General features: G+C 61.9%; 18 protein-coding genes and 2 pseudogenes. 7 read left to right on the plus strand and 13 right to left on the minus strand.

All coding sequences use genetic code 11. The annotated features are described in order from the left end of the window. Positions 1-10: 10 nt before the first annotated feature. The 3 genes from KZO24_RS30220 to KZO24_RS30230 form a co-directional block, all read right to left on the minus strand. On the minus strand, positions 11-934 hold the full coding sequence (locus tag KZO24_RS30220) for a GNAT family N-acetyltransferase (RefSeq protein ID WP_486488022.1): 924 nt from the start codon (positions 932-934) through the stop codon (positions 11-13). Then, positions 931-1,854, minus strand: a complete 924-nt coding sequence (ku, locus tag KZO24_RS30225) for a non-homologous end joining protein Ku (protein ID WP_486488023.1) — start codon at positions 1,852-1,854, stop codon at positions 931-933. Before ku ends, KZO24_RS30220 begins: the two co-directional genes overlap by 4 nt. A gap of 294 nt (positions 1,855-2,148) precedes the next feature. Beyond that, positions 2,149-2,433: a hypothetical protein gene (locus KZO24_RS30230; protein WP_036528601.1), complete on the minus strand. Its 285-nt coding sequence runs from the start codon at positions 2,431-2,433 to the stop codon at positions 2,149-2,151. Positions 2,434-2,538: 105 nt separating this feature from the next. Here KZO24_RS30230 and KZO24_RS30235 point away from each other — a divergent pair, with 105 nt between their 5' ends. Next, positions 2,539-3,915 carry an IS701 family transposase gene (locus KZO24_RS30235; protein ID WP_486487109.1) on the plus strand — a complete coding sequence of 459 codons (1,377 nt, stop codon included), beginning with the start codon at positions 2,539-2,541 and terminating at the stop codon, positions 3,913-3,915. 135 nt (positions 3,916-4,050) lie between these two features. Here the strand turns inward: KZO24_RS30235 and KZO24_RS30240 are convergent. The 6 genes and pseudogenes from KZO24_RS30240 to KZO24_RS30265 all read right to left on the minus strand — a co-directional run. After that, positions 4,051-6,336, minus strand: a pseudogene (locus tag KZO24_RS30240) (FdhF/YdeP family oxidoreductase); the annotation flags it as partial. A gap of 187 nt (positions 6,337-6,523) precedes the next feature. Then, positions 6,524-6,724: a hypothetical protein gene (locus KZO24_RS30245; protein ID WP_486488024.1), complete on the minus strand. Its 201-nt coding sequence runs from the start codon at positions 6,722-6,724 to the stop codon at positions 6,524-6,526. A 714-nt stretch (positions 6,725-7,438) separates the two neighbouring features. Further along, positions 7,439-8,152, minus strand: coding sequence for a DUF4336 domain-containing protein (locus KZO24_RS30250; protein WP_486488025.1), 714 nt, complete (start codon positions 8,150-8,152; stop codon positions 7,439-7,441). Positions 8,153-8,316: 164 nt separating this feature from the next. Continuing rightward, a pseudogene (locus tag KZO24_RS30255) lies at positions 8,317-10,518 on the minus strand (xanthine dehydrogenase family protein molybdopterin-binding subunit). After that, a complete protein-coding gene (locus tag KZO24_RS30260; RefSeq protein ID WP_486488026.1) occupies positions 10,515-11,495 on the minus strand; it encodes an FAD binding domain-containing protein in 981 nt (326 codons plus the stop codon). Before KZO24_RS30260 ends, KZO24_RS30255 begins: the two are co-directional and overlap by 4 nt. Further along, entirely contained in the window at positions 11,492-11,992 is a 501-nt protein-coding gene (locus KZO24_RS30265) for a 2Fe-2S iron-sulfur cluster-binding protein (protein ID WP_486488027.1), read from the minus strand. The genes KZO24_RS30260 and KZO24_RS30265 overlap by 4 nt, the downstream gene beginning before the upstream one ends. A gap of 444 nt (positions 11,993-12,436) precedes the next feature. Here KZO24_RS30265 and KZO24_RS30270 point away from each other — a divergent pair, with 444 nt between their 5' ends. Beyond that, positions 12,437-13,282 carry a hemerythrin domain-containing protein gene (locus KZO24_RS30270; protein ID WP_486488028.1) on the plus strand — a complete coding sequence of 282 codons (846 nt, stop codon included), beginning with the start codon at positions 12,437-12,439 and terminating at the stop codon, positions 13,280-13,282. Between the two features lie 218 nt (positions 13,283-13,500). Here the strand turns inward: KZO24_RS30270 and KZO24_RS30275 are convergent, their stop codons facing one another. Next, the gene (locus KZO24_RS30275; RefSeq protein ID WP_486488029.1) at positions 13,501-15,708 is read right to left on the minus strand and encodes a hypothetical protein; all 2,208 of its coding nucleotides are present in this window, start codon (positions 15,706-15,708) and stop codon (positions 13,501-13,503) included. Between the two features lie 355 nt (positions 15,709-16,063). Here KZO24_RS30275 and KZO24_RS30280 point away from each other — a divergent pair, with 355 nt between their 5' ends. The 4 genes from KZO24_RS30280 (at position 16,064) to KZO24_RS30295 (ending at position 18,532) form a co-directional block, all read left to right on the plus strand. Then, positions 16,064-16,501 carry a hypothetical protein gene (locus KZO24_RS30280; protein ID WP_486488030.1) on the plus strand — a complete coding sequence of 146 codons (438 nt, stop codon included), beginning with the start codon at positions 16,064-16,066 and terminating at the stop codon, positions 16,499-16,501. Positions 16,502-16,533: 32 nt separating this feature from the next. Further along, positions 16,534-17,418, plus strand: a complete 885-nt coding sequence (locus KZO24_RS30285; RefSeq protein ID WP_486488031.1) for a cation efflux transmembrane domain-containing protein — start codon at positions 16,534-16,536, stop codon at positions 17,416-17,418. A 149-nt stretch (positions 17,419-17,567) separates the two neighbouring features. Beyond that, positions 17,568-17,696, plus strand: coding sequence for a hypothetical protein (locus KZO24_RS30290; protein WP_486488032.1), 129 nt, complete (start codon positions 17,568-17,570; stop codon positions 17,694-17,696). 35 nt (positions 17,697-17,731) lie between these two features. Continuing rightward, the gene (locus tag KZO24_RS30295; RefSeq protein WP_486488033.1) at positions 17,732-18,532 is read left to right on the plus strand and encodes a YihY/virulence factor BrkB family protein; all 801 of its coding nucleotides are present in this window, start codon (positions 17,732-17,734) and stop codon (positions 18,530-18,532) included. A 59-nt stretch (positions 18,533-18,591) separates the two neighbouring features. Here the strand turns inward: KZO24_RS30295 and KZO24_RS30300 are convergent, their stop codons facing one another. Together KZO24_RS30300 and KZO24_RS30305 are read right to left on the minus strand one after the other, a co-directional pair. Continuing rightward, positions 18,592-19,728 carry a glycoside hydrolase family 130 protein gene (locus KZO24_RS30300; RefSeq protein ID WP_486488034.1) on the minus strand — a complete coding sequence of 379 codons (1,137 nt, stop codon included), beginning with the start codon at positions 19,726-19,728 and terminating at the stop codon, positions 18,592-18,594. Continuing rightward, positions 19,725-20,483: an SDR family oxidoreductase gene (locus KZO24_RS30305; protein ID WP_486488035.1), complete on the minus strand. Its 759-nt coding sequence runs from the start codon at positions 20,481-20,483 to the stop codon at positions 19,725-19,727. Before KZO24_RS30305 ends, KZO24_RS30300 begins: the two co-directional genes overlap by 4 nt. 245 nt (positions 20,484-20,728) lie before the next feature. Here KZO24_RS30305 and KZO24_RS30310 point away from each other — a divergent pair, with 245 nt between their 5' ends. Further along, positions 20,729-21,643 (plus strand): NAD(P)/FAD-dependent oxidoreductase, encoded by a 915-nt coding sequence (locus KZO24_RS30310; protein WP_486488036.1) that lies wholly within the window; start codon positions 20,729-20,731, stop codon positions 21,641-21,643. A gap of 18 nt (positions 21,644-21,661) precedes the next feature. Here KZO24_RS30310 and KZO24_RS30315 read toward each other — a convergent pair whose 3' ends face one another. Continuing rightward, the gene (locus tag KZO24_RS30315) at positions 21,662-22,024 is read right to left on the minus strand and encodes a hypothetical protein (protein WP_486488037.1); all 363 of its coding nucleotides are present in this window, start codon (positions 22,022-22,024) and stop codon (positions 21,662-21,664) included. Positions 22,025-22,584 lie beyond the last annotated feature (560 nt).

Raw genomic sequence — 22,584 nt, forward strand, 5'->3', positions numbered from 1 at the left:
CCGGCCCTGCTTACTTCCGTCTGGTGCGCGCCTTGCCTGGCTTTTCGATGGCGCGCCTAAAGCGGTAACTTGTCTGGTCGAAGCTCTCCGACCGGAAGAAGTTATGGGAATTGCGGATCTCGATGTCGCTCATGGCTTCGAGCGCGGTGCATCCCTTACTTGCCAGGGCGGCGTTGGCAACCGCTAGCAGTTGAGTGCCGAATCCGCGACGACGGTAGGCCTCGTCAACGAGCAGGACCGTGATACGGCCGATCTTGCCACGATGCGGCGTGGCGATCACCGACCATGCGATGCAACCCACGACGATGCCGCATTCGGCAAGATGCATGTCGCCACCGGCCCTGCGCAGGTCCGCCAGATTTAATGCCACCGCCTTTGCCCCGGGGACAACGCCGGATAGTTGCGATAACAGTCTCGCAACCCCCGCCGCATCATCCGGCGTCGCGCGCCGAAGGGCAAGCACGGGTTCGCTTCGGACGATTTTCAACTTCGGCCTGGCAACAGGGGGCACTGGCTTGCGCGTCTCGCTGCTCCTCGAAACCGGCAGATCCTTGCCATTTGCCGTCCTTACGGAAGGGCTTTCATCGCGAACGGGAGCGGGTGCAACACCGCGCTTCGAACGGGGGCGGATCGCAGCTGTGGGATCCTCATCAGCCACTGAAGGACGGCGTGGACGGGGGAGCCGCTCGGGCGTAGCGCTTGCGGACTCTTTCCAGGTACGCGTGGCGCCCGCGCGCAGATAGTCCTCAACCTCTTTCGCACTGGCGGTCAGGAGCCCGTCCTGACCGAACCCGATGAGTTCCTCGCCTTCCTCGTCGACCAATCCGAACTTTCCGAAATCGCCCGTTCCGGGTTTGCGGCGCCGGGATTTGACGAGTTTGAGCCCGCGGTGCCGGGCCATCTCCTTCAGTTTGTTGGCGACCTCGTCCGTCATGCGCGCTTGCGGGCAGCGGACTTTGGACGCGGCTTCTCCTCAGTCTCTTTTGCAGCAGTCTTCTTCGAAGCTGTCTTGCCGGTGCTTTTGGATGCGGGCTTTCTGCGGGCACTCTTCGCACCGCGGCCTTTGTCGCTGGCACCGAGCGAACTTTTAAGCGCCGCCATGAGATCGATCACATTATCCCCTCGCGTCTCCTTTTCGCCGCCGTCTCCACCGATATTGAGCGTCTTGCCTTTCTTTTTGCGCTCGATGAGATTTTTCAGCGCGTCGATATAGCGGTCGTGGAATTCACTTGCGTCGAATTTGCCGGCTTTCTTGTCGATCAGGGTTGTCGCAAGGTCGAGCAGTTCCTCATCGGGATCGCTATCGGCGATATCACGAAAATAGCTCGCAGCCTTATGCACCTCATCGGCATAGCGCAGCGTTTCCATGACGAGACCGCGGCCGCAGGCCTTGATCGACACAACATATTCGCGACCGCGCATCGCGAGTTGGCCGAGACCGATCTTGCGGCTGCGAAGAAGGGCTTCGCGCAAGACAATGAACGCTTCCTCGGCAAGGTCGTCGGCTGGAACGACATAGTACGGTTTCTCGAAATAGATCATGTCGATGTCCTGGGCATCGACAAACTGTGTGAGCTCTAGCGTCTTTTTGCTTTCGAGCTTGACGCCCTCGATTTCACTTTCATCGAGGAGGACATATTCGCCCTTGGAATATTCGAACCCCTTGACGATCTCATCAACATTGACCGGGCCGATACCGGGGACAACCTTCTCGTACCTGATCCGCTTGCCGGACGGCTCGTGGATCTGATTGAAGGCGATGGTCGCGCCGCTCTTGGTCGCAGAGTAGACTTCCACGGGGATCGAAACGAGAGCCAGTCGGATCTGACCCTTCCAATAGGGGCGAGCTGCCATAAGCGTCTCCTCGGAACGAGTCGATAATCGCTGGAAGGAGCGCTCGTTCCCACACGCCATGCCTTGCAGGTCGTTGACCGGGTATTTATCGAGCAGCTCGCCGCCGCCCGCAGGCCGACGCAGCTGTATAGGCGCGGTTCTGGACGCGCTCGCCTACTCGTCGTGTTCACGTATTCGCTCAGTCGTGAGCGTAGAGATAGGCTGCCATATCGCGAGCCTTTCGCGCTTCGATCCTCTGCTCGGGCATGCCGCTGCCGGGACGCAGCTTCTGAGCTCGACTTTGTACGTTTTTGGTCAGGTCCAGGTCCAGAAGATGCTGTTTTCAGCAACGTGGTCGAGTGCTTGATCGAGGGGCAAGACGCATCCGCCCATATCATCGATATTTTCCCATTTTCGCTGGTGTGACCAGTAGCCGAGCCTGACTTCGTCACGCGTGCCGACAGGCTTGAGGCGGGCGATCGGTGCCTCGGTTGCCAGCAGATAGAGATGGTAAGCGCCTTTGTTCTCATACCATCCGACGCCGCCGCCGTTGGCCGCGTCGAACGTTTCGATGCGCAGAATGATTTCCTCGTCTTTCATGGTGCATCCATTGCCGCCGTCAGGTCACAGCATATCCGAGTCATCTCACCGCATGGCAACAGCCTAAGCGTTGCAACGTGCTTCAGTCAGGACTCGAAGCATGGGATGTTGGACCAGAACAAGGCCGTGATCGGCGATCCCGTCCCCCAGATCCTGCGCCAATGGCTGCAGGCATGGCGTCCCTGCTTTACGGCTCCCAGTTGGGAGCATGTACTTGTTCTTGTGATGGGGGGCGTGCTGGCCACGGGCAAACGGACCGTCACGTCTTGCCTGCGCGTGACCGGCCGGGGCGATGCTGCCAACTTTGCAACCTATCACCAGATCCTCAACCGCGCCCGCTGGAGCTCCCGTGCCGTTGCCAGGCGTTTACTGGGCATTGTGGTCGAACGGCTCGTGCCCGATGGTCCTGTGGTCATCGGTATGGACGACACCATTGAGCGGCGATGGGGGCGCCGGATCACCGCACGGGGTATCTACCGCGACCCGGTCCGCTCCAGTCACGGCCATTTCGTCAAAGCTAGCGGACTGCGCTGGCTCAGCTTTATGGTGCTCACCCCGGTGTCATGGACCCGCCTGATCAAAGCGCTGCCAGTCTTGACGTTGCTCGCTCCTTCGGAACGATCGAACCGTCAACGCGGCTGTCGTCATAAATTGCTGACGGACTGGGCGCGGCAGGGCGCGCTACAGCTGTCTCGCTGGCTGCCGGGTCGGCGGATCATCTTCATTGGCGACAGCAGCTTTGCTGTCCACGAACTGGCACATGCAATTGTCCGCCGGGCCACACTCATCAGCCGACTGCGGCTCGATGCCAACTTGTTTGCACAGCCTGCGGGGCGAACGGCACGCACGATGGGGCGCCCCGCACAGAAAGGGCGAGCATTACCAAAACTCAAGACCCTGCTCGCCAACCCGGCGACACGCTGGACCAGCATTCTCGTCTCTGCCTGGTATGGCCATGCGGGCGGCAAGACGCTCGAGATCACATCTGACATCGCCCTATGGTACAGGCCCGGCACCCCGGTCTTGCCGGTCCGCTGGGTCCTGGTTCGCGATCCTGACGCAAAGCGCGACCCGCAGGCCTTCTTCAGTACCGACATCACCCTCGAGCCCGCCGAGATAATCGCCCTCTACGTCCGCCGATGGCAGATCGAGGTCACCTTTGCAGAAACCCGCGCTCACCTTGGTGTCGAAACACAGCGCCAGTGGACCGACAAAGCCATAGCGCGAACCACGCCGGCGCTGCTGGGTCTCTACAGCCTAATATCGCTATGGGCCTGCGATCTGTTGACCATTAAAAGCACCCCTTATTCCGCCGCCTGGTATCGAAAAACCAACCTGACATTCAGTGACGCCATCGGAGCTGCCCGTCTCCAACTCTGGGTCGGCGACATTAATCAACACTCCCCGCCGCACCCAGAACCGAACTATATTCCCACAACCCGCCTAAAACGTATGGCTCAGGCACTATGCTTCGCTACCTGATCGTACAAAGTCGAGCTGAGGATGCATGATCCAGGCCGTCAGGCTGCCGGCATTGTTGCCGAACGACCCAGCCAGCGCCGGGCGCTTCCCGAGACCGGTGAGTTCAGGGCGCATCGCTAGGCCACAATACGCACCCGGCACCCCTTTCGACGCCGGGGTCTTTGACTGTTCGTCATGATACCACAGCGGGATGAGCGCGTTCATTTCAGGGTAGTAACCGCCGAGGTAGCCGCGCGGCAGCAGAAACGGGAGGACGGTAAGGTCATCAGCCTGGCGATGAACACCGTCGCTCGCATCGCTCGCGAGTGCCACGACCTGTCCGTTTTTGAGGCCCGCCGCAGCGATGTCCTCGGGATTCATCAGCACCACATCGCGCGTGCCCTCGATCCCGCGCAAGCGATCGGAATGACCGTAGATCGTGGTGTTGAACTGGTCATTGGACCGCAGCGTCACCAGACGGTAGCGACCCACGGCAGGTTCGAACCCCACCGAAGTCATCGACCCGGGGGCGGTGAACTCCGCTTTGCCGCTTTTCGTTTTCCAGACCCGTTCCCGCGCGCGCAATTCCCGCGGTAAAAGCAACACCCGCGCATTGAAGGCGCGGAACTGCTCGGGATAGGTCTCCTCGATCGCATCGCGTATTCTTGCGTAGTCGGCCGTCCAATCGTCCCACGGGACCCGGGGGTTGGAAGGCAATGTCGCCTTCGCAATGCCGGCGACGATCGCCACCTCGCTCTTGAGAGGCGTGGAGGCCGGCGTGTTCTTTCCCAGCGACCCGTGGATGCACGAAAGCGAGTCCTCCGTCGTCACCGCCTGCACGCCGCTTTCCTGCTTGTCCTCTTCCGATCGGCCAAGACACGGAAGCAGGTAGGCGACCTCGCCGTCGATGAGATGACTGCGATTTAGTCTGGTCGCGATCTGCACGGTGAGACGCAGCTTTTGCCAGGCGGCTTCCATCTTCTCGCGCTCGGGAATGGCGCGTACGAAATTGCCGCCGAGCCCGATGAACGCCTTTACGTCCCCCGAAAGCATCTTTTCGCAGGCCCTGACCGTGTTCATTCCCTCCTCGCGCGGAGGGCGAAGCCGTACTGCTCAGCGAGCCTGTCGAGCGGCACGAGCTCGGGCTTTTCAGATATTCCGACCGTGCGTCGGCCCTGGACGTTCGAATGGCCGCGCACTGGCGAGATGCCTGTGCCCTCACAGCCGATATTGCCCTTGAGGAGCCAAAGATTTGTAAGCGCTGCGAGATTGTCGAAGCCGTGGACATGCTGGGTGAGACCCATGCCGTACATGGCGATCGACCGGTTTGCCTCGACATAGACCTGCGCCGCTTCTTCGATATCGGCGCGGGCAAGACCGCTTTCGCGTTCGATCTCGTCCCAACTCGTCGCATCGACATGCGACTTCATCTCCTCGAAGCCGTTCGTGTGCTGCTGCTGGATGAAGTCGACATCGAGGAGATGCCGGTTTTGCGCCGTCCATTTGCTCTCCTCGGCCGCAAGCACATGCTTGATGAGGCCTGTGATCGCCGCGATGTCTCCTCCAGCCCTTACCTGCAAGTAGAGCGTCGATATCCGCGTTTCCCTGGGGGTCAGCATCTCGACGGGGCTCTGCGGATTTTTGAAGACCTCCAGTCCTTTCTCGCGGATCGGATTAAACGCGACGATCTTGACGCCCCGCTTTACCGCTTCCTGCAAGGGATGGAGCAGTCGCGGGCTGTTTGAACCAGTGTTCTGACCGAAGAAAAAGATCGCGTCGCAATGATGGAAATCGTCGAGCACGCAGGTGCCGACAGGCGATCCGATCAGCTTCTTTAGCGCGACGGAAGTTGTTTCATGGCACATATTCGAGCTGTCGGGCAGATTGTTGTGCCCATAGAGGCGGGCGAACAGGCCGCAGAGATAGCTCGCTTCGAGACTTGCGCGACCCGAGGCGTAGAAGACCGCAGATCCTGGATCGATCGCTGTGAGCTCCTGCCCAATGGCCGTGAAGGCCTCGTCCCAGCTGCATGGTACGTAAGTATCCGATGCGCGGTCGTACCGCACAGGGTGCGTAAGGCGGCCGAGCTGCTCGAGGTCATGGTCCTTCCACGTTTTGAGCTCGCTGATCTTGTGTTTTGCCGGGATTTCCGGCGTGCAGCGTCTGGAGGCAGCTCCCAGAACGTGGCCTTGGCGCCGTTCTCGCAAAATTCCGCAGCGTGGGGCTGGGCCGGCTTGGTCCACGCGCATGAGACGCACATGACCCCCCGACCTTGTTCTGACGTCGCAGGGTGTTGAGAACGGCGGGTGTCGGCTTCTTGCGCCAGGCGACCTGTGCCATGCCCCTGACTGAACCCCAGCCGCCTTCGGTGCCCTCGTAATGGACGGTGTCCTCCTCGCTAGCAGGGGTCGAGCTGCCGCTTGCCTCCGTGGCCTTGTCCAATGATGATCTCCCCGGTGCCCTGCGGAACGCTGCCTCCGGCTGGAAGCTGAAACCTGAATGCGTATTCGCTGGCCCGGGCGACAATACGTCTCGCGCGTTGAAGGCGCTCCTGAGGGAATACAACAAACGCACTATCCTCGATCAAGGTCCGGCCGAAACACCGTTGAGCCTTTATCGCGGCGCTCTGTCAAACCCTGCGTCGGCGGAAAATTCGCCACGCGTCCTTGTAGAGCGGTTGGCACGAGAACGAATATACGCCGTTTTCGAACACATCGGCCTCACCCAGGCGATCCTCATCGATCCGCATCAGCGCGAGCGCCGGATCGCAAGTCTCGACCTCAACCATTTTGCCCGAGCCGTCTATCGGGACGATGCTGAAAATAGACATCTTGGCTCTCCTGTTCCAGGAAGGGCGAGAAAAGATAACGACCGGCTGTCTTTCAGTCGCCAGCATTCCCGCGAGGGACGGGCAACGCCCGAAGTTACTCGAGCAGCGTGATCGACGCGAAGCATTTTTCCTTAACCTCGATCAACCCTCGCTCGAGAGGTCCCGGAGACGATCTTGCAATTCCCTCTGGGCAAGCGAGTGCTTGCAGCCACAGTAAACCGCGCCGCAGTCTTCAGACCGGGCTTCATGCGGCAAATCAGGAATGCTCTTTTTCTGTCCTTCTTCGCGATGTGATCAGTGGCATGTCTTGCCGTGGCGTGAAACCAGTTGGGCAGGCGCGGTGTTGCCTGGAACGAGAGGCGGAAAACAAGGAGCCCGAGCATGCCCTCGACACCCAAGACTACTGATGGCCCTGGCCAGACCGGAGCAGGCGAGAACACCAACTGCAAGGCCTCCGAGAAGGTCTCACCCGGAGATACCAGCGCGACGATCGCGGGTCAGGGCCATGGTATGGCTGCGATAGTGACCACGGATGTCGATGAGCCGGGCGCTCCAAAGCCGACCTCCGACCGCCCGCAGCGCGGTCCCGGCGGTGCCGCGACAGCGGGCAGATTCCCCGACCATGGAAGCGAAAAAATACCGGACGATGGGTGATGCCACGCCGTCATCGACATTGCCGGTATCGCCGCCGCGCACCGAGCGGTCACTTGGGCTTCAAGATGCAGCCGGGCTCGTCGGCCTCCTGAAATCTCCTGCCCACCGGAATGCATCAGCCAGGTTCCTGGCAGCGTCTTTCTCAAACGTAACGCCGTGGGCGAGGAGGACGCGATCGGGATCGAGTTCTATCATTCGCAGGACGCCGGCACGGGTTCCCTCTCCACCAAGCAGCAGGGCAGCGCGAACGTGATGTGCGGTAGTGGCGTGCGTTCCGCCCGCTAAGCTCGCAATGACGCGGGTGACCGGCGGCAGCTTTGCCGGTTCCAGATTCTGGATCGCGTCGCACAGGATGAGCGTCCGGCTAGACCTGTGAAACATGTAGCATTCGCAAAAGACCGAGCCGCCACGCAGCAGGCCCTGATCGACCTCGCCCCGCCAGTCCGCTGGTGGGACATCTCCCAGCTCTCGATCGATGCGCACCCTCGATACGCGCACCTGCAGGCGATCGGACAGACCCGGCACGGCCCATGTTGTCGCCTCGGGAAAGGCGTGCTGCCAGTCGGCGAGGTGGGTCCAATGTGCGGTGGTGGGCGCCACGAGATGGCGAACAGATCCCAGCAGCGCCAGCGCGGATTTCAGTTCCGGTGTGAAAGCAACTGGGGAATGAAGAATCAGCGCCCCGTCCTCGAGCCGGACAATCGTCATTCGTATCGGCAAGGACATCCCGGCCACGACCATGGTATCATCGACGATCCAGAGATCCTTCGCCACCGACTTGGGAATGCCGAGGGAGGGTAACCCACATGTTGGGGCTCTTCGACGCCTGCGCGCGACGCCCATAATCGGTATAGGGCCAAAAGCGCCGCGCCGCCAAGCGCCACACTCGCGGCTATTGTGAAGCTTCGTTCGCGACGCATCACGGCTTCCTCTTCCGCTTAAATTTCCGGTAAACCAACCAGCACCTTGTCCGGCGTGATCGGAAAGCTGCGGACCCGTACGCCGCTCGCGTTGTAGACGGCGTTCGCAATGGCACCGGCGGCGCCGCAGATGCCGAGCTCGCCGACGCCCTTTGCTTGCAGCGGGCTGCCGGCGGGATCACGCTCTTCGACCAGAAGCACGTCGAGGTGCGGGACGTCGAGGTTCACCGGAATGTGATACTCGGCGAGATCTGGATTGACGATGTGTCCATCTCGCGGATCGAAGGTCAGCCCTTCGGTCAAGGCGCTGCCGATACCCCAAACCATGCCGCCCATGCACTGCGACGTGGCAGTCTTCGCATTCAGCACACGGCCAAGGGAGAACGCTCCCGTAAATCGGCGCAGCCGCACCTCTCCCGAATAAGCATTCACTCCGACTTCGGCAAAGAACGCGCCATACATGGCAGCGGAGAACGCTTCGGTAATCTTGCCCGGTTTGAAATGGCCGAGCTGGACCACATCCACGCCGCCCAGCAGATCAGAAAGCGCGACCTTGTCGGTTCCTGAGAAAGCATGTCCATCCTTCAGTTTGAGGGTTGCCTCCTCGCAGCCCAGCTTCGCTGCCAGCGCAGCGCGAACGCCTTCGCATGCCTCGAGGACTGCCGAGCCGGTGGAGCACGCCCCCAACTTCCCCGGAGCCGGAGCCTGGCGGAAAGCGGGTATCACCAAGCCGCACCGTGACAGCGGCAGGATCGAGCCCGAGCATTTCGCCGGCAATCTGGCCAAGAATCGCATACGTGCCGGTGCCGATGTCGGTCATGTCGCTGGCGACTTCGGCGGTCCCATCTGACCGCAGGGTGACGCGGGCATGGGCCTCGTTGAGATTATGCACGCGTGTTGCCGTCGCCATGCCGGTGCCGACCCACCATTCGCCCTCGCGCCGAAGACCAGGTTTACGGGCGCTAGGATCCCATCCGAAGCGCTCCGCGCCGCGGCGCAGGCATTCCTCCAGTTTGCGAGAGCTATAGGGGGTTCCCTCGCTGGGATGCTTGTCGGGAATGTTGCGCAGTCTGAGTTCAACGGGATCGATCCCGATCGCCTCCGCCAGCTCATCCATCGCCGCTTCCAGCACCTGCATGCCGACCGCTTCACCAGGCGCGCGCACGGAGCCTGCCGTCACGCGGTGGATGCGGCCAAGTTGCAAATCAAGCACCCGGTTCTCGCCAGCGTAGAGGAACTCGCTCGCCTGCAACACCGGTTCAGCGAACTCCTCGCCCGGCAGGTTGGTAACCCAGGCCTCGTGCCCAAAGCCATTCAGTCGGCCTTGTGCATCAGCGGCAAGGCGCACGCGCTGCCGTGTTTCGGAGCGGCGCATCACGCATTGGAAAACCTGCTGGCGCAGCATGACCACACGGACAGGTCGCTTCAGGCGGATCGCCGCCACCGCTGCAGCGACACCCTCCGGGCTGATGCCAAGCTTTGAGCCAAAACCGCCGCCGACGTACGGCGAAACGAGCCGAACCTGTTCCGGATCGATGCCCAGGGCGTCGGCCAGCTCCTTGCGATTGAAGCGCAGCATCTGCAAGCTGGAATGGAGCGTGAGTATCTTGCCGTCCCAATCGGCGATGCTCGCGTGCGGTTCCATCGCGGCGCTGTTGTGGCATTCCGTCGTGTGCGTCACATCGACACTATGCGCTGCTTCGTTGAGGGCCTTGTCGAGGTCGCCCTGGATGATGGGCTCCTCGAACGGCTCGAAGGCAATCGCGTCATCTTGCGCGTCCACCAGTGCAGCGGCATCTTCGCGATATTCGATCCGCAGCGCCTTGGCGGCGTGGCGTGCCTGCTCGAATGTCTCGGCCACCACCAGCGCGACTGGCTGGCCGTAGTACCGGACCTCCCGCACCTTGCGCACCGGGGACTTGCCTGCGCCCCCTGGGCTGCCCGGGCAGTCATGCGATCGTCGCTGATGACCGCGATGACGCCCGGCAAATCACGCACAGATGCCTCATCGAGGACAGTTACTTCTCCCTTGGCAATGGTCGCAGTGACCAGAACGCCCTCGATGCGGCCGTTCATACGGTATTCCGCAGCGTATGTGGCCGTGCCCGACGTCTTGAGCGGACCTTCGGGCCGGTCAAGGGGGCGGCCGATAACCCCTTGCGCCATGGCGTCGAGGCGATTGCGCTCGTCGGGTTCATCCATGATGTAGGAGCGCGTCATGCCTGCATCCCCGTTGCTTCGCGCAGTACTGCCTTGAGCACCCGGCGCGTCATGGCGATCTTGAAATCGTTCTGGCCGTAACCGCGGGCACCATCGAGCAGCAGATCGGCGGCCGCTTCGAACAGCGTGTCGGATGGCGCCTTGCCGGTAAGCAGTTCGTCCATGTCGGAGTCGTGCCAAGGCTTGTGGGCCAAACCGCCGAAGGCGAGGGCGGCGCTGGCGATCCGTCCTTCGTCCATCTTCAGCACGCAGGCAACAGACACGAGCGCGAAGGCGTAGGAGGCCCGGTCGCGCACCTTGCGATAGATTTGCGTGCCGCCGACCGGGGCGGGAAGCGTTACTGCGGTGATGACATCGCCCGGCTCCAGCACGTTGTCGCGATCCGGTGTGTCGCCTGGCAAACGATGGAATTCGCGCACCGGTATGGTTCGCACGGATCCGTCCGGCCCGGTCACCTCGACATCGGCATCGAGCGCGGCGAGGGCGACGGCCATGTCGCCGGGATAGGTCGCGATACAGTCCTCGCTCGCGCCGAGAATCGCGTGGATGCGATTTGCGCCCTCCAGCGCACTGCAACCGCTGCCGGGATCGCGCTTGTTGCAGGCCTGATCGCGATTGTAGAAGTAGTAGCACCGTGTTCTCTGGCACAGATTGCCGCCGGTGGTGGCCTTGTTGCGCAGCTGATAAGTCGCGCCGGCAAGGATCGCGCGGGAAAGCACCGGATAATGGCCACGAACTCTTGGATGGGCGGCGCAGGCGCTGTTGGTGACCAGCGAACCGATGCGCAGGCCGGCACCCGATTGCGCGATATTTGCGAGGTCGAGCCGATTGATGTCGATGACTACCTCGGGAACCTCGATCTCCAGCTTCATCAAGTCGAGCAGATTGGTCCCGCCGGCGATGAGGCGGGCACCATCACGCGTCTGCTGGCAGGCATGAGCTACCGCTGCGGCGCGGCTATAGGTAAAAGCCCTCATCGCGTTGTCTCCAGGATTTCAGTGATGGCGTCGATGATGTTCGAATAGGCCCCGCAGCGACACAGGTTGCCGCTCATGCGCTCGCGTATCTCGTTTGCCGTGAGCTTCATGGGCTCGCAAAGATCGACGGTCACGAAGCTCGGCCAGCCGTTTGCGGCTTCATCGATCATCGCCTTGGCAGAGCAGATTTGGCCCGGCGTGCAATAACCGCACTGATAGCCGTCGTGCCGCACGAACGCCGCTTGCAGCGGGTGAAGGTTTGGCGCGGTACCCAGGCCTTCGATCGTCGTTACCTGATCATCTTCGTGCATCACCGCGAGGGTCAGGCAGCTGTTGATGCGCTGGCCATTGATCAGAACAGTGCAGGCGCCGCACTGGCCGTGATCGCAGCCCTTCTTGGTGCCGGTCAGGCCGCACTCGTCCCGCAGGTAGTCGAGCAGCGTGGTCCGAGGATCGCCGATGAAGTCGTGATCGGTTCCGTTGATCGTCAGTGGCATCGTTCCCTCGCGCAGGCACCGGCCTCTCCACCGACGGCAGGCCGGACGGCATGGCAGTCAGTTAGACCAATCTGACCAACTATAGCGCTGCGGGTTTGTTGCATCCGACTAACCCGGATCAATCCTCCGGGCCCATCGACCGGGAGGGGCGATCCAGGGCTGGGTAACGCTGATCGCGGAGCCCTTCATTGATGCCGCGAAGGCACCGCATTGTGACCTCGTAATCATCTCACCTTGAAGCCGTGACGATGCGCCATCCACCCTGATCGTCTTCAGTCAAACCCGCCCCGCGCGCATCTAAGCGAAGGGGTGCGGAACGCCTGATCTCGATCAACATTTGAAACTCCAGGCGCGGTATTTCGCTTTCAACAGGCATCGCGCGCTTCGAAGTGCACCACCTGCTTCGGGCCACGTCGACCGCAGCGAACGAACTTGGAGATCCGGATGTCTTTTCTCGACAGGATAGCAGCAACGCTTGCGCCCGCCGCGTCGGATGAAGCGAGGGGAAATGCCCGACGCAACGTGCAGGCGCTTGCCTCATCGGAGCGCTGGCTCGCGCCCATCGTCGATCAGCACAAGCAGATCGAAAGCCTCGTTATGGAAGCGATCAATGCGAACACGCCTGAGGCGCGGATCACCGGCATGCGGGAACTGGCGGCGGTTCTCACCGCCCATTCGATGGCGGAAGAGGCGGTGATTTACCCGGACATCTCCGAGTACGACAGCAAGACCCACGCCGTCATGGCCTATGAAGAACACGCCATGACGAAGGTTCAACTTGCCAAGCTCGAGAAGATCGAGCCGATGAGCGAGGAATGGCAGGAAAAACTGCATCATATCGAAAGCGCGCTCCAGCAGCATATGTACCAGGAAGAAAAAACTGGCTTCCTGCCCTGGCAGCGCAACTCCCCGCTTCTGAGAAGGATCGTCTCGGCGAGCGTTATGCCCAGGAGTACGGCCGGTACCGCAGCGGCGCGGGACGAGCGGCGCCGCCCGCTCAAACTTCACCTGAGGGCAGCGTACGCAGCGCGGGATCGTCTGAACTACCCGAAAAATCCCATCTCACCCAGGCAATGCCTCACGACGGCAAACCTGGCGCCCCAGACGGCGTCAACACGCAAGGCGCATTCAACGCGACCGACGGCAGCGATGCAGGAGCGCCTTATCCCAATCCGCATACCGGAAAATCGGACGCAGAGCGCGAGGACATGGGTAATACGGTCCTGGGTCACGGTGGCCAGTCGACCATCGGCTACCATGGCAGTGGACGCCTGGGCGATCGCAAGTTGAAACCAGAGGGCAATTCCAACTCGGGATCCAGTGGCGACTGATCGACCGTTTCCCGCACATGCGGTGGCCATTAATGGCCATCAGGCGGCGAACACACTTTGTCTGGCGGTCCGATCGCGAGATTGACCCTTCCCGCTCGGCCGTGCTGAGCGAACGTGTACGCTCTCACGTGTCGGGCCGATTGCCGGAGGTCGTTTCGGTGGTCTTGACCGCCGATTTCATATGTCCTGCGCCCACGTCAGTAGGAGGGCAGCATTTGCCGGAACCCACGCTTCGTGGCGGCCTTCAACCCACTTCATGTCCAAGACTTCCTGGTCTGCTGTCCATAGCCGGGGCGTGATCGCCTTGCCCCTTTCAATCGTCGGGAGGAGCGCGAGCCGCGCTTCGGTCGTCTCCGGTCCATCAATCCGCAAATTGAGCGTCAGGCCGTCAAGGCGATGATTGGCCCGTACAAAACTGTCGCAGAACAACAGGAACGGCGCACCTTCGATGCGGTGAAGGCTTCGCGTGGCATAGATCAGCGCAGCCCCGCTTCCATAGATTTCCTGGCCCACCTGGCCAGCCTTCTGTCCGTCCGAATAGAGGTCTTCGAGAGGAAAGTTCAGTTCGGGATCGATGTGGCCGTTGCGGATCTCGCTCGCCAGCGCTTCGGGCGGAATGGCATCCGGGTAGTAGTACCACCCCCGGTCGAGGGCGTGCCGACAGAATTCGTTGACCAGCAGCTTCACGCTCGGAATGAGGTGCGGTCCGCCATAATCCAGATAGCGCTCGAATGCGGCATAGCTATCGAAACACTCGTAAGCGGCCATATAGGGCGCATCCTGGAGGCAAGTGACGCCCAGGAAATTCGTCCAGTGACGCGCGAGGCCGATGTCGCTCTTCCAGATCTGGCTGTTGTGGAAGAAGCTGGCGAGATAGACGTAGCTTTGATCCAGGTGTTCCTTGCGGTTGGTGATGCGCCAGAGGCGAATGCAGGCCGCCGCGCCCCAGGCGGTCAGGTTGGCCTGGTAGTTGAGGTCGAAACGCATGCCCTCGGCTGCCGCGATTGCCTTTTCGGCTTCGGCCAGGAAGCGGTCGTCATGCGTCAGCTCGAAGGCCTGAAGCATGACCCAGGCATAAATCCCGCCGACGTCGGTTTGCCCCCGTTCGTCGGCTTCGGCGACGTCGGTGATGACGCTGAAGTCGTCGATCTTGTACATGATCGGCCACCTGTACTTGAAGTGCCGGGCCGCCCGTATGCCGTAGTCGATCGAAGCCAGAAAAAGCTCGCGGGCCTTCTTGTCGCCGGCAAGCGCGAGGTTCGAGAGGTTCAGGAGAGGGTGATAGAGATACCAGCTATCAACCGCATCGGCATCCTTGTCGCTGCCAACGTTGGGAAGGTAGCGGCGCAGGGTCTTCAGCTTGTCGTCGTAGAACCGGCCGATCCCGGACATGATTTCGCGCAAAAGCGGATGCGGCTCTCCGGTCCAGCGGCTCCAGTCCTGAAGCGCAGAGGCGATCGACAGCTGGACCATGGCGTCCGGGTACTCGCTCGCCGTATAGGGGTGAAAATAGGTATGGCCGTAATGCCGAACTCTGGCTTCCGTTGCGTTCTCGAGATCCCGCAAGGTCGCTTCAGCCCGCGCATTCCAATCGTGCAGAGCCGGCGTCGCCGGTGACAGCCAGTCGTACACGGCCCCCAGCATGTCCAGGAACTGCCAGGCGGAATCGGTTTCCGCCTGCTGGGGATAGGCGCGGATCGACAGGATGGTGTCGTAGAGCGTGACCTTCTGCCCTGCCTTCAAGATCGCCTTGCCCGTCTCGGGATCGACCGGAGGGCGGTAGCCCAGATCCGGCCAGTCGCCGCCGACCACTTCCGTTGGCTTGCTGCCGGTCATGTTGAAGTAGTCGTTCAGGGCCGTCAGGTTCTGGAGGTAGAGCACTTTGCCGAAGGCCGGGCGTTCCAGCGTGAAATAGAGCAATGCGGTGTTCGTCTTGCGCTGGCGCGCCTCGACGTGCCCGAGCGTCTGCGCGGCATCGCCCTTGGCGTCGAACGGCACCAGATCGCGCGGCACCCACTCGATGACAAGGTCGCGCGTCGGCTTGAACGACAGCGTGGCGCGCAGCTGCTCCAGGCCGAAGGGATCGGCCATGAGCACGAGACGGCTGGTGCCGAGCGAACCTTCGCATTCGACGGCGGCTATCGCCCCGGGGATATTCAGCTTGCGGCAGCGCGCATCGGGGCTGAACACGGGCATGCGCAGGGCAAGTCCGCCGGCATCGCCCCGGCGCATCACCACCCAGAGCGTGTCGTCCACGAGCCGTACCTCGATATCGAGACCGCCCTGGCGCAACGCGGCCGCGGGCGTCCCTGACGTCTCCTGCAGTACCGCACGCGCGCGGACAGTGAGCGGATCGATAGCGTGTACCGTATTGGCGTGCGGCATCCCGGCTTTCCTTCAACTGGTCCTGTCGTCTTCTCGTCATTGTCGTCTCACAATGCCGTTCGGCCCCGCCGGTTTCCCAAAGCCCGGCCGGGCCTTTCAGTACTGCGCCGCGAAGCGCTATCGACCAGGCGACGACCGCGCCCCTGTTGCATCGAGGAACAGAAAGCGGGCAGACGCCACGCGCGTTGATGCCCTCTGGATAGCGGCGAATTCGGTCGTTTAGGCGAAGGAGTGCAGCCCATGGCGAGATTCCCGCACGAGCCCGCGCGCGTATCCCTATTTTGACGAAACCAGACCCGTGGTCGCCCGTTCCTTGACGATCAGAATAACAAGCCTGGCAGATCACATGAGATGGATGATGGCCTTCGCCTTACCGCTTCTTCTTTCGGCATGCGAAGGTCTGCCACGGGACCCGGACGGGACCCTGGCCAGGGTCGAGAAAAACCATATCTTCACGGTTGGAGTGGTGGCGGGTTCATACGACAGTCCTGCGGCGCGAAGACTGCTGGCGGAGATCGCGAAGCGAACACCAGCGCGTCCACAAGTCATTCATGGCCCCCAGGAGATGCTTCTTGAGCATCTTTCGCAGGGACAAGCCGATCTCGTGATCGGCTCCTTCAGCAAGGCCAGCCCGTGGGAGACCGAGGTGGCTTTCGGTCCTGCGCTCGTCTCGCAAGGGTCCGACAAGCACGCGATTGAGTTGAAGGCCGCCATGCGTAACGGAGAGAACCGGTGGATCATGCTGGTCGAGCGGGCCTCGCGGGCCGTGTCTCGTGAAGCGAGCGGCCAATGACGAATAGTCTTCCGAACGAATTGCGCGACACTATGCGCGGCGCCATCAGGCTGGAGTACTGGAACCTCTTCTGGACGGCGACGATTGTTGTCGTGATGGGGCTGGTAATGGGCCAGAGCGAAACCATGAAGACGGCCTGGGTGGAGGATACGCTGGGCGTGGTCCCCCCGATCATGTTCCTTATCGCCGCAAGGATGGAACTGAAGGGCAAGCGATCGAAACGGTTTCCCTTCGGCTTTGAGCGGGTGAACGGTCTTGGCTTCTTCGTCGCCGCCGTCGCCCTTACCGCGGTCGGCCTGCTACTGCTCTTTAACGCCGCCACCGCGCTGGTCGCAGCCGATCACGCAACCGTCGGCTCGATCGTTCTTTTCGGCCATGACCTCTGGCTGGGATGGCTGATGATTGCGGCCCAGCTCTATTCCCTCGTTCCTCCGATGCTGATCGGGCGCAAAGAACTTCCGCTTGCCGAAAAGCTGAACGACAAGCTGCTGCACACCGATGCATTGATGAACAAGGCGAACTGGCTGACCGGAGCCGCCGGGCTCGCTGGCATCGTCGGGCTGGGCCTTGGCTGGTGGTGGGCGGATGCGGTTGCCGCCGCCATCATCTCGATCGATGTCATCAGCGATGGGGTTAAGGCGCTGCGGTCCTCGACGGCCGAGCTTGTGGACGGTTCGCCTCGTGCGCTTTCGGGCCCGGACCTGTCGGGCGATGCGCTGGCGCTGGAAGAGCGGCTTCGTAGCGAGTTCCCTTCTGCGACCATTCGTCTGCGCGAAACCGGGCGGCTTATCCGTGCCGAAGTGCATGGCGTGCACCCTCCGCGCGAGCCCAGGCATCCCCGCCACTATTGGCCGAGGGGGAAAGAGCGGGCCTGGAGGCTGGCCCAGGTGAGCTTCGTTCCGCCCGATCAGGCGTGACAAGCGCGCCTGCGGCACGCTTGCTTCTCTTCGCTCATTCTTATGCAGGCACTGGTCAGGCGATGGGGGGTGCCTTCGGGAAGCAAAGTTTCGCGACCATGCAACGCGTTGTTCCGCAAGCTGTTTGCTATCGCAAGAGGAGAAACAGCGTGCCCGAAATCGATGGTGATGCCGCCGCAGGTCTGAAGGCGACTACGCCGCTCGCCATCCCGTCTTCCGGATGGAAGCAGATCATCACGCGAGCCTCGCGCGAGGCAAGTAGCGACAATCTAGTTTGATAGCCTCAGGCGTTGCGTTTTGCGCCGTCCTCGCGATGGTGCCGACGCTCGGCGCCATTGTCCTCACTTACGGGCTGGTCGCGACACCGGAGACAGTGGCGTCCAACATCGCGTCGCTTACGGCGATGATGCCGCAGGAGGCGGCACGGCTTATCGGCGAGCAACTCGGCAATGTCGTGCAGACCTCAGACGGAAAGAAAGGAATAGGACTGCTGATCGCCATGGCCATTGCCTTATACGGCGTGATGAAGGGCGCCTCGGCGCTCATTGTCGCGCTCAATATCGCCTATGATGAAGAGGAAAGCCGCAGCTTCATGCGTCTCAACCTCGTAGCTTTTGCGATCGCATCCGGAAGTGTGCTCGTCGCAATCCTCGCGATGACGGCGATCGCCGGCCTCTCGGCGTTGTCCGCGCTTTCTTCATGGGCTCCCGGTTTCGTTGCCGTCCTTTTGACGATCCTTTCCTACTTGCTGGTCGGCGCTGTCGGCACGGCGCTTGCTGCGACGGTCTATCGGTACGGCCCTGACCGGGCGCAGGCCAAATGGCGATGGTTGACGCCGGGGTCGGTTTTCGCTGCGTTATCATGGATGATCATGACGTTCGGGTTCGGCCTCTACGTTGCCAACTTCGGCAACTACGAAGCAACCTATGGCTCGCTGGGTGCGGCGATGGTCTTGCTGACATGGCTGTATCTCTCGGCTTACGTCCTGCTCCTTGGCGCGGAACTGAATTGCGAGCTTGAGCGACAGACAGCGCGCGACACGACGACAGGCCTGGAGCAACCTTTGGGCGAGCGCGGGGCCTATGCCGCCGATACCGTCGCGCATGTCGGCTAAAACCAGCGGGGGCCGCTCCGCCTGCCTTTCGCGGCTGTACGCGAGAAACAAGGCGGCAGCTAGGACGAGCGGAAGCGTGACTTGGGGACGTGCGTGATGCGGCAGGCGAGATCTGCCTCCCCGGAAGCCACGACGTAGTGTTCGCCGCGATCGACGATGCCGGTCGTGAAGACGACATCACGCACGTACATCAGGTCTTCCAGGGGGCGGGTCAGCTCCGCGTTCGCTTCCAGCAGCGGCTCATGCTGTGTCCGGATTACCCGGCTGGGATCGTCCCGGTCCAGCAGCGACCAGTACGTGCGGTAGATGCCGACGATCTCGTGCGGCTCAACGCCGTGCCATAAGGTCAGCCAGCCGTCGTCGGTCAGGATTGGCGGGGCGCCGCCGCCCATGCGGGAAGTGGCGATAGTCGCGGCGTGCGGGCGGATCCCCGGCCTGTGCCACGGTTTCCAGAACAGCGCGTCCGGAGAATGGGCAAGGTTTATCGACGGACCGGCGCGCCACTCGCTGCCCGGCCGATACGCGAAGTACAGATCGCCAAGCGGACGGGTCTGCGCCCAGTACTGACCGTCGATCAAACCCTCGAAAATCAGCATGTCCTTGTTCTGGTGATCGAGCACGATTGCCTCGAAACGCCAGTCAATCCCGTTGCGAGAACTGTACAGCGTCGTGGAATGCCGCTCCGGACTGACGGAACATGTGGTCATGAGATAGCGATCGCCCACACGGCTGATCCGCGCATCCTCCACACCATAGCATTGGAAGTCGTGCGCAGGGGCAATCGCTCGATCATAATGAAAGGCTACGATCTGCAGCCCATCCGGGGACAGTTCGACCGGCAACAGCCAAGAGAGAGAGGTCAGCGCCATCACCCGCCAGCCACCGCCCCGCAGCATGAACTTGCGCGGATCGGCAACGTCGGCATGCTCCAGCGGCCATGCGTCCAGCACATAGCGGCCACCATCGCCGCTGCCCGGCTCCCAGCGGATGGAGTGTATATGCCCCTTGCCGATGGGATGACGCAGTGCTTCCGCAACCCGAACCATGGCCATGAGATTGCCGTTGGGGAGGGAGGTCAGCCCCGGGTTGAAAGCGCCCAGCACGTAAGTCTCGGCGTCGAGATGTCCTGCGAGAGGCGAGCGCGACAGGTCAATGTCGTGCGGGGTGATGACCAGGCGATCGATCGCGTACCTCATTCGCCTTCCTGCGCACGGGGCACGATCGTCAGCTGCTGCACGACCGTTCGGCGCGGCTGGGTCAGCAGATAGTGGACACCGACCGCGATGTCTTCGGCGCGCAGCATGGTCTCGGCTTCGATCATCTCGCGCTGCTTTTCGTCCGGAATGTCCGGATACTGCATGTCCGCCCCTGTCTTGCCGGGTTCGACCAGCGAAACCTTGATACCCTTCTGTCCAAGCTCGCGGCGCAGCGCCTCGGAAAATCCGGCAATGCCGGCCTTCATCCCCGCGTATACGGTCGATCCTGGCCCCAGCACATGGGCGCTCATCGACCCGATGAGCACGATGTCCCCCTCGCCGCGCAAGGCCTGCGCGGCGGCGTGGGCGGTCATCAGATAGGCGGTGAAGTCGCTCGCGATGGCATAGCGGACCTGCTCCGCGCTCATCTCGGACAGGCTGCCGGCAGCCACTGCGGCGTTGACCACCACGATGTCGGGCGACGACACGTATCCGGCAGCGGCATCGAAGAAGCGCTGCACACCGTCAGGCTCGGCAAGATCGAGGGCAATGCCGTCACCTTCGCCCACTTCCCCGATACGCTGCAGCGCGTCTTCCAGATGCTCGGGCGTCCGGCCGCAAATGAACACCTTCACCCCTTCGCTTGCGAGCAATACCGCGATCGCCCGACCTATCCCGGTGGTTCCGCCTGAAATTATCGCCTGTCGCCCGTGGAGCGAGGGCATACGGGTATGGGCATCGGCAAGGTCGGTCATAATGGCTCCTGCGTGGTGCTGACCATCCTCAACGGCATGCACGGCGCCGCCGTTCCCGAGAGTATTCGCGACAGCCCCCTGGCGCGGTATTTTCAGATCGGGGTCAATGACGCGCGTTCTTCGACATCGCTGCGCCCGTTTGGCCGGAAATGGCGATCGGGGTCGTATTCGCGGAGACATGACCTGATTGTGCGCCTCGTCGCTTCCAGGGGAACCTCTAGTCGCGGCCCGGGCTTTGTAACTCCATGGACAAACCCCTAGACTGCCTGATCATCGGTGCAGGGCCGGCCGGATTGACCGCAGCCATTTACCTCGCCCGGTTTCACCTCTCACTAGCGATCGTGGACGCCGGACAAAGCCGGGCTGCCCTGATCGCGCGCAGCCATAACCATGCAGGCTACCCGGGCGGGGTGTCGGGCAAGGAACTGCTCGGCTTGATGCGTGAGCAGGCCGCCGGGTTCGGCGCACATGTCCATGAGGGCAAAATCGATAAGCTGGAGCACGCGCCGGGCGGGCTCGTTGCTTCCGGCAAAGGACGTAAGTGGTCGGCGCGCACCGTCCTTCTCGCCACGGGGGTGGTGAACAATCGCCCCGCGATGGGGCCTGGTACTCACGCGATCGCGCTGGAGCAGGGTCTGCTGCGCTACTGCCCCATCTGCGACGGCTTCGAAGCTACCGACATGCGTGTGGGAGTGCTTGGCACACGGCGTCACGGCCTCAGAGAAGCAGTCTTCCTGCGAATGTACACGCGGGATGTGACCCTGATTGCGACAGAACGCGAACATGACCTGTCCTGCGAGGAAAGACGGCAACTTTCCGCCGCTGGGGTAAAACTCGCTGAAGGTGGCCTCTCCCCGCTGCGCATCGATGATCGCCAGATCGTGGCACCGACTGCGCATGGAGATCTCGCCTTCGATACGATCTATCCGGCACTGGGTTCAATCATCCGTTCCGAACTGGCGATAGCCCTGGGCGCGAAGGGAACGACGGACGGTTGCCTCGTCGTGGACACCCATCAGCGCACGTCAATTCCCGGTCTGTATGCCGCCGGCGATGTGACAAAGGGGCTCGACCAGATCAGCCACGCCATGGGCGAGGCGGGCGTAGCGGCGACAACGATCCGCAACGACCTGGCCGAGCGTGGCATGCTTCTGCGCTAGAAAGCAAAGTGTGGGTTGTCAGTTCTGTACCTTGAGCCCTTCAGCCTGCTTTTCTAGGGCGCTGGCCTCACTTTTTGCCTGGTCGCGCAAGGCCTTCGCCTGCTGTTCCAGTTTGTCGGCTTCGGCATCCGCTTGCGCACGTATGGCCTTGCGCCGGTCCTTCAGCGCATCCGCCTCGGAATCCTTCGCCTTGTCGACAGCCCGATCAATCCGGTCAGCTGCGGCACCCGCCCGCTCGGCAGGGCCTTCTCCGTCATAGGCAACTCCTGAAGCGCTAGCCGCGGCCCGATCTTTGGCCGCGCCGGCCTTTTCCTTTGGTCCGTCACACGCGGCTGTCGCCAATGCAAACGCTGCCGTAGTGAAAATGGTGATCGCTCTCATAAGGTACAGAACTGCCCATGGAGCGTTTGCGTTCCTGGCGGCGCACCAGTGATGGTGTCACTCTTTTGGGCTTTAAGCCGGGCCCGACCGATACCCGGTGGGCAGAAGAGGAGGCCAGCGTGTCTTGTAAGGAAACGCAGTAAGACATCATTTCAGGACAAGTCCTGATAGGGTCGGTTGACAGCGAGCCTCGATAAAGGGCGGCAATTTCTTCGCCGGGACCGGACTCTACTCGCAGGAGAATGCGCGGCGGACCACTTTTTTCGGAGTGTGGCGGACGATGCGGTGAAATCGCCGGGCATCGTCCAGCCTGCCCGAGAGCGAGGCTCCCCTGCAAAGATGCCTCAAGACTGGCGCGGTCTTCGCGCGCCAGAAGGCGCGCGTTCGGTGCCGTCAAAACCTTGCGTCCTCAACCGGATTCTGACGAAGGAGGCAGGGAAGCAACTTTTACCGATGCCTTCATCGCCGCGCTGCCATTGTTTCTGGGGACCGGATTTAACGATTACCCTGACGGCGTGGGTCACTGCACTTAAGGTGAATGGAGCGGTGCCAGGACGTAT

The sequence above is a fragment of the Novosphingobium sp. NFX11 genome (assembly GCF_057376415.1).